11 protein-coding genes are annotated in these 14,916 nt (G+C 67.9%); 5 read left to right on the forward strand and 6 right to left on the reverse strand.

Annotated features, from left to right (window positions below; genetic code table 11):
• Positions 1-65 precede the first annotated feature (65 nt).
• The 6 genes from ruvX to ABD225_RS00030 form a co-directional block, all read right to left on the reverse strand.
• Positions 66-581, reverse strand: coding sequence for a Holliday junction resolvase RuvX (gene ruvX, locus ABD225_RS00005; RefSeq protein WP_344079452.1), 516 nt, complete (start codon positions 579-581; stop codon positions 66-68).
• 5 nt (positions 582-586) lie between these two features.
• Positions 587-3,277 carry an alanine--tRNA ligase gene (gene alaS, locus ABD225_RS00010; protein ID WP_344079455.1) on the reverse strand — a complete coding sequence of 897 codons (2,691 nt, stop codon included), beginning with the start codon at positions 3,275-3,277 and terminating at the stop codon, positions 587-589.
• 225 nt (positions 3,278-3,502) lie between these two features.
• Positions 3,503-3,865 carry a hypothetical protein gene (locus ABD225_RS00015; protein WP_344079458.1) on the reverse strand — a complete coding sequence of 121 codons (363 nt, stop codon included), beginning with the start codon at positions 3,863-3,865 and terminating at the stop codon, positions 3,503-3,505.
• Entirely contained in the window at positions 3,862-4,257 is a 396-nt protein-coding gene (locus ABD225_RS00020; RefSeq protein ID WP_344079461.1) for a DUF948 domain-containing protein, read from the reverse strand. Before ABD225_RS00020 ends, ABD225_RS00015 begins: the two co-directional genes overlap by 4 nt.
• A gap of 42 nt (positions 4,258-4,299) precedes the next feature.
• On the reverse strand, positions 4,300-5,109 hold the full coding sequence (locus ABD225_RS00025; protein ID WP_344079464.1) for a L,D-transpeptidase family protein: 810 nt from the start codon (positions 5,107-5,109) through the stop codon (positions 4,300-4,302).
• Positions 5,110-5,211: 102 nt separating this feature from the next.
• Entirely contained in the window at positions 5,212-6,594 is a 1,383-nt protein-coding gene (locus ABD225_RS00030; RefSeq protein WP_344079467.1) for a replication-associated recombination protein A, read from the reverse strand.
• A gap of 200 nt (positions 6,595-6,794) precedes the next feature.
• On the opposite strand from ABD225_RS00030, the gene ABD225_RS00035 reads away from it, so the two are divergent.
• The 5 genes from ABD225_RS00035 (at position 6,795) to nirD (ending at position 14,866) form a co-directional block, all read left to right on the forward strand.
• Entirely contained in the window at positions 6,795-8,159 is a 1,365-nt protein-coding gene (locus ABD225_RS00035; RefSeq protein WP_344079470.1) for an MFS transporter, read from the forward strand.
• 4 nt (positions 8,160-8,163) lie between these two features.
• Positions 8,164-10,332 (forward strand): molybdopterin oxidoreductase family protein, encoded by a 2,169-nt coding sequence (locus ABD225_RS00040; RefSeq protein WP_344079473.1) that lies wholly within the window; start codon positions 8,164-8,166, stop codon positions 10,330-10,332.
• Positions 10,329-11,774 carry an FAD-dependent oxidoreductase gene (locus ABD225_RS00045; protein ID WP_344079476.1) on the forward strand — a complete coding sequence of 482 codons (1,446 nt, stop codon included), beginning with the start codon at positions 10,329-10,331 and terminating at the stop codon, positions 11,772-11,774. Before ABD225_RS00040 ends, ABD225_RS00045 begins: the two co-directional genes overlap by 4 nt.
• 81 nt (positions 11,775-11,855) lie before the next feature.
• Entirely contained in the window at positions 11,856-14,444 is a 2,589-nt protein-coding gene (gene nirB / locus ABD225_RS00050) for a nitrite reductase large subunit NirB (RefSeq protein ID WP_344079479.1), read from the forward strand.
• Positions 14,441-14,866, forward strand: a complete 426-nt coding sequence (gene nirD, locus ABD225_RS00055; protein WP_344079482.1) for a nitrite reductase small subunit NirD — start codon at positions 14,441-14,443, stop codon at positions 14,864-14,866. Before nirB ends, nirD begins: the two co-directional genes overlap by 4 nt.
• Positions 14,867-14,916 lie beyond the last annotated feature (50 nt).

Here is a 14,916-nt window from a genome sequence, read left to right on the forward strand (position 1 = left end):
TCATTTCCCGACCCGCCCGGCCGAGCCAGCCACCAGGCCGCACAGTCCTAAAGATCAGCGCTTCCTTAGGTGGTGCCCTTCCGTCGCGGCTTGCGCCGTGTCTGCGTCGCCGGGCTGCCGGGTGGGTTCCCGGTCGCCCGCTCCTGATCCAGCGCCGCCTGCAGGATGAGCACGGCAGCCGCCTGATCGACGACTCGCCGCTGGGATCGCCCTGCGACGCCACTGGCGCGGAGGTTGCGGTGGGCATCGACCGTGGTCATCCGTTCGTCGACCAGACGCACGGGGACCGGATCGATTGCCGCAGCAACTGATTGAGCATAACCGCGCGCCAGCGCCGCGGCGGGACCCTCGCCGCCGTCCAGCGAGCGCGGCAAGCCGACGATGACCTCGATCGCCGCGTGTTCGCGCACGAGTTCGGCGATCTCTGCGAGATCCCCGCCCCCCGTATCAGCAGGTATGCCGTCCGCTCCCGACCGCGCGAGGGTCGCTACCGGGAAGGCCAGGACCCCGTCGGGATCGCACATCGCGACCCCGACGCGGACCGAGCCGACGTCGATGCCGAGCCGGGCGCCGCGGCGCATTCCGCTCAGGCGCCCAGCGCGGCCTCGACCGCCGCGAGCGCCGCGCCGGTCTTGCTCGCGTCCTGCCCGCCGCCTTGGGCGATATCGTCCTTGCCGCCGCCCCCGCCGCCGAGCACACCGGCGGCGACACGCACCAGCGCGCCCGCCTTGGAGCCCGCCGCGCGAGCCGCGTCATTGGTCGCGATGACGATCACCGGGCGCCCACCGCCGGAGCCGGTGACCGCGACAACCGCGGGCCGGTCGTTGCCGAGGCGCCCGCGCAGATCGAGCGCGAGCGTGCGCACGTCATCGGCGCTCGCCTCCGCGCCAGCGTCATGGCCGAGGAAGGTCACGCCGCCGACATCACGCGCCGACGCGGTCAAGTTGGCACCGGCCGCCGCGAGCTGTTCCTTGCGCAGCTTGTCCAGCTCGCGCTCGGCGTCCTTGAGCTTGCCCATCAGGCCGTGGACCCGCTCCGGTAGTTCCTCCGGGCGACCCTTCATCAGCTCGGTGAGCTGGCCGACGATCGCCCGCTCCCGCGCGAGGAAGGAATAGGCATCGGTGCCGACGAGCGCCTCGACGCGCCGGACGCCGGAGCCGATGGAGGACTCGCCGAGCAGCGTGACGAGACCCAGCTGGGCGGTGCGCTCGGCGTGCGTGCCACCACACAGTTCGCGCGCCCAATCGCCGACAGAGATGACGCGCACCGCATCGCCATACTTCTCGCCGAAGAGCGCCATCGCACCGGCCTCGCGGGCCTGCGCCTGGGTCATGACCTCCGCGCGGACCGCGAGATCCTCCAACAGCACCTGATTGACCCGCGCCTCGACATCGCGCAAGACCGACGCGGGGACCGCCGCCGCGGTGTTGAAGTCGAAGCGGAAGCGGCCCGGGCTGTTCTCCGACCCCGCCTGAGTCGCCGTCTCCCCCAACGCTTCTCGGATCGCCTTGTGCACCATGTGCGTCGCAGTGTGCGCGCGCGAGATGGAGCGGCGGCGCGCGATGTCGACCTCGGCATACGCCTGCTCACCCGTGCCGACCTCACCCGAGACGACGCGGCCACGGTGCACGATGAGGCCGGTGATCGGCTTTTGAACGTCATCGATCTCGACGAGCGCACCATTCGCCAGCCGCAGCAGTCCGCCGTCCGCGAGCTGCCCGCCACCCTCGGCATAGAAGGGGGTCCGGTCCAGGACGATCTCGATCTCCTGGCCCGCCGCCGCGACCGGCGCGGACGCACCGTCGATGAGCAGGCCCGCGACCCGCGCCTCGCCGGTGACCTCGTGATAGCCGGTGAACTCCACTTCGTGCCCGAGACCGTCGGCGATCCCGCGGTATGCGGAGGTGTCGCCGTGCCCGGACTTCTTCGCCTTCGCGTCTGCCTTGGCCCGCTGCCGCTGCTCGGTCATCAGGCGGGTGAAACCGTCGCGGTCCACCTCGACACCCTGCTCGGCCGCCATCTCCAAGGTCAGGTCGATCGGGAAGCCATAGGTGTCGTGCAGCGCGAACGCCTGATCGCCAGAGAGCACCGTGCTGCCCGCGGCCTTGGTCTTCTCGACCGCGACATCGAGCATCGTCGTGCCGGACTGCAGGGTGCGGCGGAAGGCCTCTTCCTCGGCATACGCGATTTGGCTGATCCGCCCAAAGCCGGACTCCAACTCCGGATACGACGCCTTCATCTTCTCCAACGAGATCGGGAGGAGCTCGGGCAGGCAGGGGTCGTCATACCCCAGCAGGCGCATGGAGCGCACCGCGCGGCGCAGCATCCGGCGCAGCACATAGCCGCGGCCTTCGTTGCCGGGGGTGACGCCATCACCGATGAGCATCAGGGCGGAGCGGACATGGTCCGCGACGACGCGCAGCCGGACGTCATCGGGGTGGCTCTCGGTCGCGGACGGGCCGGATTTCGCGCCATAGATCTTGCCGGTCATCTCCGCCGCGCGGGTGAGCACCGGCTTGACCTCGTCGATCTCATACATATTGTCGACGCCCTGCAGGATGGAGGCGATCCGCTCCAGGCCCATGCCGGTGTCGATGTTCTTGGCCGGCAGGTCGCCCGCAATATCGAAGTCGACCTTGCTGCGCACCGCGGACAGCTCGTGCTGCATGAAGACGAGATTCCAGAACTCCAGGAAGCGGTCCTCATCGACCTCAGGGCCACCGTCGGGGCCATAGGCGGGGCCGCGGTCGTAGTAGATCTCGCTGCACGGGCCGCCCGGGCCGGGCACGCCCATATGCCAGTAGTTGTCGGCCTTGCCGCGCCGCACGATCCGCTCCATCGGCAGCCCGGTCAGGCCGCGCCAGAGCTCGATCGCCTCGTCGTCGTCCTCATACACGGTCGCCCACAGCCGCTCGCCGTCCAGGCCAAAGCCTCCGGACTCGACCGAAGAGGTCACCAGCTCCCAGGCGAAGCGAATCGCCCCCTCCTTGAAGTAATCGCCGAAGGAGAAATTGCCATTCATCTGGAAAAAGGTGCCGTGCCGGGAGGTCTTGCCGACCTCCTCGATGTCCTGGGTGCGCACGCACTTCTGCACGCTCGTCGCGCGCGGGCCGGGCGGGGTCTCCTGGCCGAGGAAGTAGGGCTTGAAGGGCACCATCCCGGCATTGACGAAGAGCAGATTCGGGTCGTCGTGGATCAGCGGAGCCGAGGGCACGACAAGATGGCCTTTGCTCTCGAAGAAGTTCAGCCAGCGGCGCCGGATCTCAGCGGTTTCCATGCGGTATCGACCTATGTGCTCTCGTCGTGGTGGGTGCCCCTGAAGGGCCGGTCCAGTCTAGGCGAGCCCGCCCGGCGAGGCCTGCGAGTTGTTCGCGCGACCGAGCGGAGCGGGGTTGGTGAGCGCGAGCGGGCTGTCTGCCGAGCGGAGCGGGCTTTGTGAGTGCGAGCGGGGATATAGCCCCGCTCGCGCTCACAAGGGCCGCTCGGCTGCGCGGCCCAGCTCTCAGATTCCGGCGCCCTCGTCGCCGGCGACCCGGTCCGGGCGCGGGCCGGCGGGATCCCGCAGCAGGTCGCGGGCCTCCTCCGCGCTCAGCCGGGCGCTGTCCACTTGCGGACTGCTGGGGTATGCCGGGGCGCGCCCGTCGCCGGCGAGCTTGGGGGCGACCCCCGTCGCGTCATACCCCAGGGCATCGCGCAGGTCTCGCTCACGCTCGGCCATGCCCGAGCGCACCCGGGCCCGGAAGTCGGTCAGCCCCGCCAGCGGGGCGTCGGGGCGGTAGCGCGCACCGAGCCGATACAGGCCGTATGCCGCGGCCCCACTTGCGAACGCGGCTGCCGCCACCCCGAAACGACCCCGCCGGCTCACGACTCCTCCGCTCGGCGGTGGGCCCCGCCGGTGCCGGGCTTGTCCGCCAGCGCCGACCGGACGCCATACGAGAAGGCGGCGACCTTGACCAGCGGTTGGCCGACCGTGGCGGCAAAGAGTGAGGTCAGCGCGCTGGCATTGGTCGCCATCGAGCCGACATTGGCCGTGATGCCATCAACCCGGGCGAGCTGGTCATTGGCCAGCCCGACCGTATCGGTGAGCTTGACCAGAGTCGGCTGGACGTTCTCGGTGGTCGTGCGCAGCGAGGCCTGCGTCTCGTCGAGGATCTTGCCCGCCTTGCCGATCAGCGAGCCGAGGCGATAGACGAGGAAGGCCACCGAGACGGCAAGGATCAGCAGGGCGATATCACCGAGCGAGATGTCGCGGAACATGGCGCCGACCCTATCCCCCGGGCCGTCGCCGCGCCCGGGCGATCAGACGTACTTGCCCGTGATGAAGATCGGCATGTTCGCGACCTTGTGGTACATCCAGTCGGCATCGGTGACGCTGACGCGGATGCAGCCGTGCGAGGCCGGATAGGTCGGCACCGAGGTGGACCCGTGCAGGTAGATCGCCCCGATGACCTGGCGGGAGTTGTACATATTGCCGAAATTGCGCAGATAGGCGAACTCACCGGTCGTCTGCTTGCGGCATGACTCCGGGTAGAGCGTGCTGCACCACCAGCCCTTGAGCGTGGAGCCGAGGTTGTAGTAGCCGGACGGGGTGTCATGACCCCGCATTCCCGTCGAGACCCGCAGGACCCGCTGGTAGGTCTTGTCCTTGACATAGAAGGCCGTCTGGCAGGTCATCTGGACGTGCACATAGGTGACCTTGCCCTGGAAGGAGGAGGCCGGGAACTGCCCGATGGAGGAGTACTTCGCATCGAACTCGACGAGCTTGAGGTAGATCTGGTGGTCCAGGCCGCCCCGCGTGGGTGTCTGGCCGGTCATCCGGCGGAAGGCACACAGGCCCTGGACGGTCTGGGCGCCCGAATAGCCGTCAACCGGCCCGCCGGGTATGCCGAACTTCGCCATGATCTGTTGGGCCCGCTTGACCTTGGGGTCGGGTGTGCCGCGGTGCGGTGTCTCGGCGGGGACCGGCGCAACCGGTCCAACGAGTGCGGCGATGCCGCCCTTGCCGTCGGCGCCCGCCGGCCCCGGACCCTCCGCCGCGGCGGCGGGCAGAGCGATGAGGCCGGTCAAGGCCAGGGCCAGACCCATTCCGTTGGCGATGGACTTCTTCATGACGACATCCCTCCCAGGATGGTGCGGGGCGCTGCGCCTGCCGCATCGTAGTGATCTTTCGACATCCCCTCAGACGCCCGAGGCCCCGGCCAGGTTGTCTCCTCAGGTCTCGGATCGGCGCAGGCGGGTGCGAAGCCAGGTCCAGCGCTCCTGCAGCCGCGCCTCGAAACCGCGATCGGTGGGCCGGTAATAGTCGGTCTCGCCGTGGAGGTCGTCGGGCAGATACTGCTGCGCGGCAACACCATCCGGCTCGGCGTGGGCATAGACGTAGCCGGCACCGTGACCCAGCCGGGTGGCGCCGGCATACCCACTGCCGCGTAGGTGCGCGGGCACCACTCCGCCCTTGCCGGCGCGGATGTCGGCGATGGCTGCATTGATGCCGGCATAGGCCGAATTGGACTTCGGCGCGAGCGCATTGTGGACCACCGCCTGCGCCAGGATGATCCGCGCCTCCGGCATCCCGATCTGCGCGACGGCGTGCAAGGCAGCGACGGCCGTCTGCAGCGCCGTCGGGTCGGCCATCCCGACATCTTCGGAGGCGGCGATGACGATGCGGCGGGCGATGAAGCGCGGGTCCTCCCCCGCCTCCAACATTCGGGCGAGGTAGTGCAGCGCGGCGTCGACATCGGAGCCGCGCATCGACTTGATGAGCGCCGAGGCGACGTCATAGTGCTGGTCGCCGGTGCGGTCGTAGCGCACGGCCGCCTGCGCCATCGCCTGCTCGACGGCCGCCAACGTAATGCTGGTGGCCGCATCGTCGCCGCGCACCCCGCGCAGATCCTCGGCCACGCCGGCCGCGGCTTCCAAAGCGGTCAAGGCCCGCCTGGCGTCACCACCGCTGACCCGCACCAGATGCTCGCGGGCCTCCTCCCCCAAGGTGTATGCCGCGGCCAGCCCGCCCTCGGACGTCACCGCCGCCTCGATCACCTCGCGAATGTCGTTGTCGGACAACGACGTCAGCGTGATCAGCACCGACCGTGACAGGAGCGGGGCGATGACCGAGAAGGACGGATTCTCGGTCGTGGCAGCGACGAGGATGACCTGGCGGTTCTCGACGCCCGGCAACAACGCATCCTGTTGAGCCTTGGTGAAGCGGTGGATCTCATCGAGAAAGAGCACGGTCTGCCGGTCATAGAGGTCACGGTTGCGGGCCGCTTGGTCCATCACCGCGCGGACGTCCTTGACTCCGGCGGTGATCGCAGACAACTCGACGAACTCCCGGCCGGCCGCGCTGGCCACGAGGTGGGCGAGCGTCGTCTTGCCAGTCCCCGGTGGGCCCCACAGGATGGCCGAGATCGGGCCGGCCCGCCCGCCGCTGCCCTCGATGAGGCGACGCAGGGGCGAACCAACCCGCAGCACATCGGCCTGTCCCCGGACCTCGGCAAGGGAGCGGGGCCGCATCCGCACGGCAAGTGGCGGCAGGGCCGCGTCGGGTGTTGGCCCGTCTTGCGCTGCCGCCCCGAAGAGATCCGGCCCGGAGGTCATCCGGTCAGGGTAGCGATGCCGAGACCTCACACGCCTCACCAACGAGGGTGAGGACCAATTTACGTCAACGTAATCGTCGCCGCCGACGGGCGTTACACGCTCGGCCCAGGCTCTGGACAAGCGCCGATGTCGACGCCGCGCCCCGGCCGGCCCGAGTACCCGGCGGTCGGGGCTCCACCCCGAAGCGAAGGAGAAGTGTCGTGAAGACCTCTCTAGTCGGCGATGAGCCGAGCACGACCCTCGCCCCGGAGCGGCCAGGAGTCGCTCCGCAGCACACGACTGGCCGTTGGATCCACGGCTGGGATCCCGAGGACACGATCTTGTGGCGCAACGGCGGGCGCAGGATCGCCCGGCGCAATCTGAGCATTTCCATCTATGCCGAATTCCTCGGCTTCTGCGTCTGGGCACTGTGGAGTGTCGTCGTTCCGCGCCTTCCGGCCGCCGGGATCGAGGTCACCGTAAGCCAGCAGTTCTGGTTGGTGTCTCTGCCCGCCTTGGTGGGCGCAACCTTGCGGATTCCCTATTCCTTTGCCGTGACAAAGGTTGGTGGCCGCAACTGGACCGTTATTTCCAGCCTCCTCCTGCTCGTGCCTGCTCTCGCGCTCAGTTGGGGCATCGCGACGCAGCAGTCGTATGAAGTGCTGCTCGCCTGCGCTGCGTTAGCCGGATTTGGCGGCGGGAACTTCGCCTCGTCCATGACGAATATCTCCTTCTTCTATCCCGAGGCTGAGAAGGGAAAAGCCTTGGGCCTCAACGCCGCCGGTGGAAATCTCGGCACCGGAGTCGTGCAGATGATCGTCCCTCTGGTGGTGACCGTCGGCGCCGGACTGCACCTAGCCCGGGCCGGCCTGATGTTCATCCCCTTGGCCCTGATAGCCGCGCTCCTCGCGTGGCTGCTCATGGACAACCTCGACTCCGCGCGGTCCGACCTGTCGGCCTACACCGGGGCGCTGCGCGTGCGACACACGTGGCTAATTTCCTTCCTTTATCTCGGAACCTTCGGCTCGTTCGTGGGCTACTCCGCCGCTTTCCCCACGCTGCTCAAGTCACAGTTTCCCGAGAAATCGGCCTACCTCGCCTTCGCCGGAGCGATCATCGGGGCACTCCTGCGCCCGGTCGGTGGGATCATCTCCGATCGCATCGGCGGTGCGCGGATGACAATCGCCTCGTATGCCGTGATGGCCGTCGGTGCTGTCCTCGCCATTACCGCCTTGCGGCACCACAACTTCGCCCTCTTTCTCCTGGCCTTCTTCACCATGTTCGCTGGCTCGGGCCTCGGAAATGGCGCGACCTATCGGATGATTCCGGCGATCTTCCGCCTGAGAGCGAACGCCGCATCTCTCCCCACCGCCCGACGACTGGCGGGCGCCTGCATCGGGATCGCCGGCGCGATCGGCGCCTACGGTGGCTTCCTCATCCCGCAAGGCTTCAAATACTCTCTGGCTCAGGCCGGTTCGATCATTCCAGCACTGTGGGTTTTCATCGCCGTGTATGCCGTGATGGCCGCCGCGACCTGGTTCGCCTATGCGCGTAGCGGGACCGCCGCGCAGGCGGCGCAGGTCTGATCGCATGGGCAACGCCACGACCCACTGTCCCTATTGCGCCCTTCAGTGCGGCATGACGCTGCGCACCGACAGCGGCCTGCGGGTTGAGCCGTTCGACTTCCCGACCAATCAGGGCGGGCTGTGCCAGAAGGGCTGGAGCAGTGCCGTCGTCACCTCGGTGGCAGACCGATTGACCCGACCGCTGCTGCGTGGCGAGGGGCGCGATCTCGTGCCGGTCTCCTGGGAGGTGGCACTGGATCACATCGCGGCCCGGATTCGCGACATCCAGGCCGAGTACGGCTGCGACGCCATTGCGGTCTTCGGCGGTGGCGGGCTGACCAATGAAAAGGCCTATCAACTGGGCAAGTTCGCCCGACTCGCTCTTGGCACGTCCAAGATCGACTACAACGGGCGTTTCTGCATGTCGAGCGCGGCCGCAGCCGCAAATCGGGCCTTCGGGATCGACCGTGGGCTGCCATTCCCCGTGACGGATCTTGCGGGCGCGGGGGCTGTTCTGCTGATCGGCAGCAATCCCGCCGAGACGATGCCGCCCTTCGTGCGACACCTGGACGCCGTGCGATGTCGCGGCGGACTGCTCGTCATCGATCCTCGACGTACCCGCACGGCGGCCCTCACCGAACTGGGTTCCGGTGTGCATCTGGCTCCACGGCCGGGCACCGATCTCGCCCTGCTGCTCGGCCTGCTGCACATCGTTCTGGCACGCGATGCCCTCGACAGGGACTATCTCGCCCAGCGAACCAGCGGATTCGACGAGGTCGCCGCAATCGCCGTTGCGTGGTGGCCCGAACGGGTGGAGCAAGTATGCGGTGTCCCCGTGGCCGACCTGCACCGCGTGGCGGACGTGCTGATCGCGGCAAGCCCACGAGCCGGCGGCTCCGGCGCCTATGTCCTGTCTGGACGCGGCATGGAGCAATCGAGTCATGGGACGGCGACCGTCACCGCGGCCATCAATCTCGCTCTCGCGCTTGGCCTTCCCGGTCGGCGCGGTAGCGGATTCGGGACTCTGACGGGTCAAGGAAATGGCCAGGGTGGCCGCGAACACGGACAGAAGGCGGACCAGCTACCCGGATACCGGCACATCGAGGACCCGGCTTCCCGGAAGCACATTGCTGGCGTGTGGGGAGTTGAGCCGCACACGCTGCCCGGCAAGGGAGTGCCAGCCGTGCAATTGCTCGACTCCCTGGGCAGACCCGGTGGCCCTCGGGCGCTGCTGGTCCACGGCGCCAATCCGGTCGTCAGTGCACCCGATGCCGAGCAGGTCAGCCGGCGACTTCGCGGACTCGATCTGCTCGTGGTCGCCGATGTCGTCCCGTCGGAGACCGCGCAACTGGCCGAGGTTGTGCTCCCGGTGACCCAATGGGCCGAAGAGGAGGGGACGATGACGACTCTCGAGGGTCGCATCGTGCGTCGACGCAAGGCTGTCGACGCCCCAGGAGCCGCTCAGTCCGAGTTGTGGATCTGGGCGGAACTAGCTCGTCGGCTCGGCGCGCCCTCGGTGTGGCCGACCGAGCCCGCTGCCGTCTTCGACGAACTCGCACGGGCGAGCGCCGGTGGACTGGCGGACTACAGCGGGGTCAGCCACGACGTTCTCGACAAGGCCCAAGCCAACAACCGTGGAATCTATTGGCCCGCAACGGAATCGATGCTTCGATTCGACCTCGAACAGGGTGATCCGGCTGACCACCTGGGCACTCCTCGGCTGTTCCTCGACCGCTTCGCGCATCCGGACGGCCGAGCTCGCGCGGTGGTTGTAACTCCCCGTGAGCCCGCCGATCCCGTGCGGCGGGAGGCGCCGATCCACCTGATCACCGGGCGGCTGTTGCATCACTATCAGTCGGGCGCCCAGACCCGTCGCGTGCCGGAACTTCTCGAGGCGGCACCAGCGCCCATCGTGGAACTCCACCCTGAACTCGCCCGCCGCCACGGGATCACGTCCGGAGCATTGGTGGCGATCACGACCGCGAGGGGCACCGCTTACGCGCGAGCTCGAGTGAGCCTCGACATCCGCCCCGACACGGTCTTCATGCCCTTCCACTGGGGTGGGCTTGGTAGCGCGAATCGGCTTACGGCACCGACAACCGACCCGACGTCGGGGATGCCGGACTTCAAGCTCGCCGCCGCGTCGATCGCCCTGGTGACGACTGCCCTACCCGCACAGGAGGTTCTCGCATGACCCGTCTCGTCGTGGTCGGAAATGGCATGGTCGGTGCGCGCTTCACCGCCGACCTGCTGGCCGCCGATGTCGCTGGGCGCTACCGCGTGACGCAGTTCGGAGCTGAGTCCAGCCAGGCCTACAACCGGGTGTTGTTGAGCGACGTCGTTTCTGGCACAAGGGATCTCGGCAGCATCATGATGCCGCAGCTGGCGCACGCACGACTCGAGACATCCCTGGGGTCGACCGTCTGCGAGATCGATCGTGAGGATCGGGTCGTCGTCACGGCAGACGGTCGTCGTACCCGCTATGACCAACTCGTCCTGGCGACCGGCGCCGCGGCCCGGGTGCCTGACCTGAAGGGGCTCGGGACGGCCGGGGAGCCCCCGCGCGGAGTCCGCACGCTGCGCACGATCGATGACGCGCGGGGTCTGGCGGCCGCCTCGATGAACTCGCGGTCTGCTGTCGTCTTGGGCGCTGGCGTCCTCGGACTGGAGATCGCGGCCGGCCTAGCCCGGCGGGGCGTGCCCGTGACTTTGGTGCATCCGGCGCCCACGATGATGGAGCGCCAGCTAGATGAGGCGTCTGCGGGCGTCTTGGCGGACGCGGTGCTCGGGCTCCGGATCGGGCTTCGGCAGGGCGCCACGGCTTCGGGAATCGTGGCCGACGAAGATGGCATTCGGCAGGTCGTGCTTTCGGACGGCGAGCGCCTGCCCTGCGATCTGCTCGTGATCGCCGCTGGCGCCATCCCTTCGGTGGCCTTGGCGCGGCGAGCGGGCCTGGTCATCGACCGCGGTGTGGTCGTCACGGCGGGCCTGGCCTCCGTCAACGATCCACGCATCTTCGCGATTGGTGACTGCGCACAACCCCCCAGCGGATCGCTCGGTCTGCTGGCGCAGGGCTGGAGTCAGGCGCGAGCCCTCGTGGCCCACCTGACCGGCACCACAGTTCCCGCAGACAGCGTCGGGACCGACGATGTGGTCCGGCTCAAGGCTCCCGGCCTGGATGTCGTGACCATGGGTATCTGCGGGACCCGGCGACCCGACCTGCCGGGTCACCGGGCCCTGACCGTTGCCGATTCGGGCGCGGGCCGGCATATCGAGCTCGTGATCCATCGGGGCCGGCTCGTCGGAGCCACGTGCATCGGCGCCGGCCCCATCGCCGCGCAACTCTTGACGACCTATACCCAGCGCACGCCACTCCCCCTCGACCCCCTCGCCTTGCTGCTCGACCGATCGGCATACGACCTCGGCAGTGCCGCACGGGAGGAGCCCGAGGATCTGTGCCGATGCAATTCCGTCACCCGGGCCCGGGTCCTGGATGCGGTCGCGACCGGTGCGCACACAGTGGACGAGATCGCCAACCAGACCCGAGCCGGCACGGGATGCGGTGGCTGCCGAGATGAGCTTGAGCGCCTCCTCAGCCGGGGCGACGCGGACGCAGCGACCGTGAAATCCCTGTAATCACCCGGAAACCTCGTTGGGGCACCCCGGAAACACCACCTTCCTAATGTCAGCGCATCCGTTCCCGAAAGGGGCCCATCCATGACCACCTCAGCGCCCATGGCGCCCAAGAAGCTGCTCATTGTCGGCGGCGGCATGGTCGCCAGACGACTGGTCGACGCCATGCGCGATCGCGATAGCGTCGGAGTCTGGCAGATCACCGTGCTAGCCGAAGAGCCCCGCGCGCCCTACGACCGCGTGGCATTGACGACCTATTTCAGCGGACGCTCCCCCGAGGATCTCGCGCTGGGCGATCAAAGCGTGTGGGAAGACCACGTCGTGAGCCTGCGCCGAGGCGTCGCCGCCAGACACGTCGACCGGGACGCGCGGTTGGTTAGGGGTAGCGATGGTCATGACTACCCCTACGACGCCATGGTGCTGGCGACGGGGTCGTATGCCGCGAAGCCACCCGTCCCCGGCAATGACCTGCACGGCGCCTTCGTCTATCGCACCATCGACGATGTCGCCGAATTGCGTCAGTTCGTCGAGGATCTCCGGACCCGGAATCCCCGCCGAGCTCCGCGGGGAGTTGTGGTCGGTGGTGGCCTGCTCGGCTTGGAGGCGGCGGGAGCCCTCAATGCTCTCGCGGTGGAGACGACCGTCGTCGAGTTCGCGGACCGATTGATGCCCCTGCAGGTCGACACGGGGGGCGGGGCGGCTCTGCACCGACTTATCACCGGACTCGGCGTCAGCGTGCGCACCTCGACCGCCACCGCGAAGGTTCTCGGCGAGCGCGGCCGCGTCGCAGGAATGCAGTTCGCTGACGGGGAGCAGGTCCGCGCCGACGTCGTCGTCTTCGCCACCGGGGTGCGCCCGCGCGACGATTTGGCACGCTCGGCGGATCTTGGGGTTGGTGAGCGTGGTGGCGTGCTGGTCGACTCGCGTTGCCGCACAAACGATCCCGCCGTGTGGGCCATCGGCGAAGTCGCCTGCATCGACGGACGGTGCTGGGGCATCGTGGCTCCCGGCTACGCGATGGCCGAAGTGGTCGCGGACAACCTGCTCGGCGGGGACTCCACCTTCCCCGGCGCGGACACCGCCACCAAATTGAAGCTTCTCGGCGTGGATGTTGCGAGCTTCGGGGATGCCATGAGCACCGATCCGAATTGCCTCGAGGTGGTGGTTTCTGATCCCGTCGCTGGGGTCTATAAGAAGCTCGTGCTGTCCGATGATGCGCGAACCCTGCTTGGCGGCATCTTCGTCGGCGATGCGAGCGCCTATGCCGGCTTGCGGCCCATGCTCGGGCGCCCCCTGCCGTCCGATCCGGTCGGCTACCTGGCGCCGGCCAGTTCGGGCAGCGTGGCCGACCTCGACCTGCCCGATGAGGCACCCGTGTGCTCGTGCAACAACGTCTGTGCCGGCACTGTGCGGGCGGCGGTCTCCGAGCGGCACTGCACGGACGTCGCCGCGGTCAAGGCGTGCACCAAAGCAGGGACGAGTTGCGGATCGTGCCTGCCATTAGTGAAGTCGTTGGTGAGCAAGGAATTGGCGAAGGCGGGCATCGAGCTCAGCACCGCCTTGTGCGAGCACTTCGCCCTGTCCCGCTCCGAACTCTTCGACGCCGTACGGGTCACCGAACTGCGCACTTTTACTCAGATCATTGAGCGCCACGGCACGGGCGGCCGCGGCTGCGCCATCTGCCGACCCGTCATCGCCTCCATCCTTGCCAGTCTCTACAACGAACACATTCTCGGGGCCGACCGCGGCACCTTGCAGGACACCAACGACTTTGCGATGGCCAATCTGCAAAAGGACGGCTCCTACTCCGTCGTCCCCCGGATCCCCGGCGGTGAAATCACGCCGGAGGGGCTGATCGCCATCGGCGAGGTCGCCCAGCGTTTCGGGCTCTACACCAAGATCACCGGCGGTCAGCGCATCGACTTGTTCGGCGCCCGCATCGATCAGTTGCCCGAGATCTGGCGGCTGCTCATCGATGCAGGCTTCGAGTCCGGCCATGCCTACGGCAAGTCGCTACGGACCGTGAAGTCGTGTGTCGGCTCGACCTGGTGTCGCTTCGGCGTGCAAGACTCGGTCGCCCTCGCCATCGGGCTCGAACTGCGGTATCGCGGGTTGCGATCGCCGCATAAGCTCAAACTCGGGGTGTCCGGTTGCGCCCGAGAATGCGCGGAAGCGCGGGGCAAGGACGTCGGCATCATCGCGACCGAGCAGGGCTGGAATCTGTATGTCGGCGGCAATGGCGGCTTCACCCCTCGCCATGCGCAATTGTTCGCCGAGGACCTCGAGACACCGGACCTGATCCGAACGATCGACCGCTTCCTGATGTTCTATGTGCGTACGGCCGACCGCCTCCAGCGCACCGCTGCCTGGATCGAAGAGTACGACGGCGGCCTCGAGGCGCTGCGGTCCGTCGTGCTTGACGACAGCCTGGGTATCGGCGCCGATCTCGACGCCGCCATGGCCCGACATGTGGATTCCTATCAGGACGAATGGGCCGCGGCGCTCGACGATCCACAGACATTGGCCCGCTTCACCTCCTTCGTTAACGCGCCGCAGGCGCACGACGAGTCACTCGCCTATGTCGCCGAACGCGGTCAGGCCCGCCCTGCCCGTCCCGACGAGCGCACTAGTGCGGTCCTCATCGCCGGAACCACCTTGGGAGTGCGTCCATGATCACCACCTCGTCTACCTCCCCGCTCGACCGCCCGATCGAACACGTCACCGAGTGGGTACCGATCTGCCAGGTGCGCGAAGTGCCCCATGAGCGCGGTGTCGCCGCGCTCGTCCAGGGCGTGCAGATCGCGATCTTTCGCACCCACGATGACGCGTTCTTCGCCGTCCAACAGCACGACCCTTTCTGCGGAGCCATGATCATCTCTCGCAGCCTTGTCGGCACCCGCAACGGCCGTCCATGCGTTACCTCCCCGATGTACAAGCAGGTTTTCGATCTCGAGACCGGCGAGTGTCTCGATGCCGGCGACCAAACCCCCGTCGCGTTGCGCACCTGGCCGGTTCGCGTGCTCGGGCATGAGTTATCCATCGGCATCGTCGCATCCGTCACCAACGACACGGTCACCGGAGGCCGATCGAGATGAACTCCTATCGTCCCGCGCATAACCGTGGCTTTTATCAACCGCGGATCGGC

The organism is Nostocoides veronense (genome assembly GCF_039531185.1).
GTDB lineage: Bacteria > Actinomycetota > Actinomycetes > Actinomycetales > Dermatophilaceae > Nostocoides_A > Nostocoides_A veronense.

Coding starts and splice junctions, on each gene's coding strand:
- ruvX (WP_344079452.1), bottom strand. CDS start 581: ATGCGCCGCGGCGCCCGGCTCGGCATCGACGTCGGCTCGGTCCGCGTC.
- alaS (WP_344079455.1), bottom strand. CDS start 3,277: ATGGAAACCGCTGAGATCCGGCGCCGCTGGCTGAACTTCTTCGAGAGC.
- ABD225_RS00020 (WP_344079461.1), bottom strand. CDS start 4,257: ATGTTCCGCGACATCTCGCTCGGTGATATCGCCCTGCTGATCCTTGCC.
- ABD225_RS00025 (WP_344079464.1), bottom strand. CDS start 5,109: ATGAAGAAGTCCATCGCCAACGGAATGGGTCTGGCCCTGGCCTTGACC.
- ABD225_RS00030 (WP_344079467.1), bottom strand. CDS start 6,594: ATGACCTCCGGGCCGGATCTCTTCGGGGCGGCAGCGCAAGACGGGCCA.
- ABD225_RS00040 (WP_344079473.1), top strand. CDS start 8,164: ATGGGCAACGCCACGACCCACTGTCCCTATTGCGCCCTTCAGTGCGGC.
- ABD225_RS00045 (WP_344079476.1), top strand. CDS start 10,329: ATGACCCGTCTCGTCGTGGTCGGAAATGGCATGGTCGGTGCGCGCTTC.
- nirB (WP_344079479.1), top strand. CDS start 11,856: ATGACCACCTCAGCGCCCATGGCGCCCAAGAAGCTGCTCATTGTCGGC.
- nirD (WP_344079482.1), top strand. CDS start 14,441: ATGATCACCACCTCGTCTACCTCCCCGCTCGACCGCCCGATCGAACAC.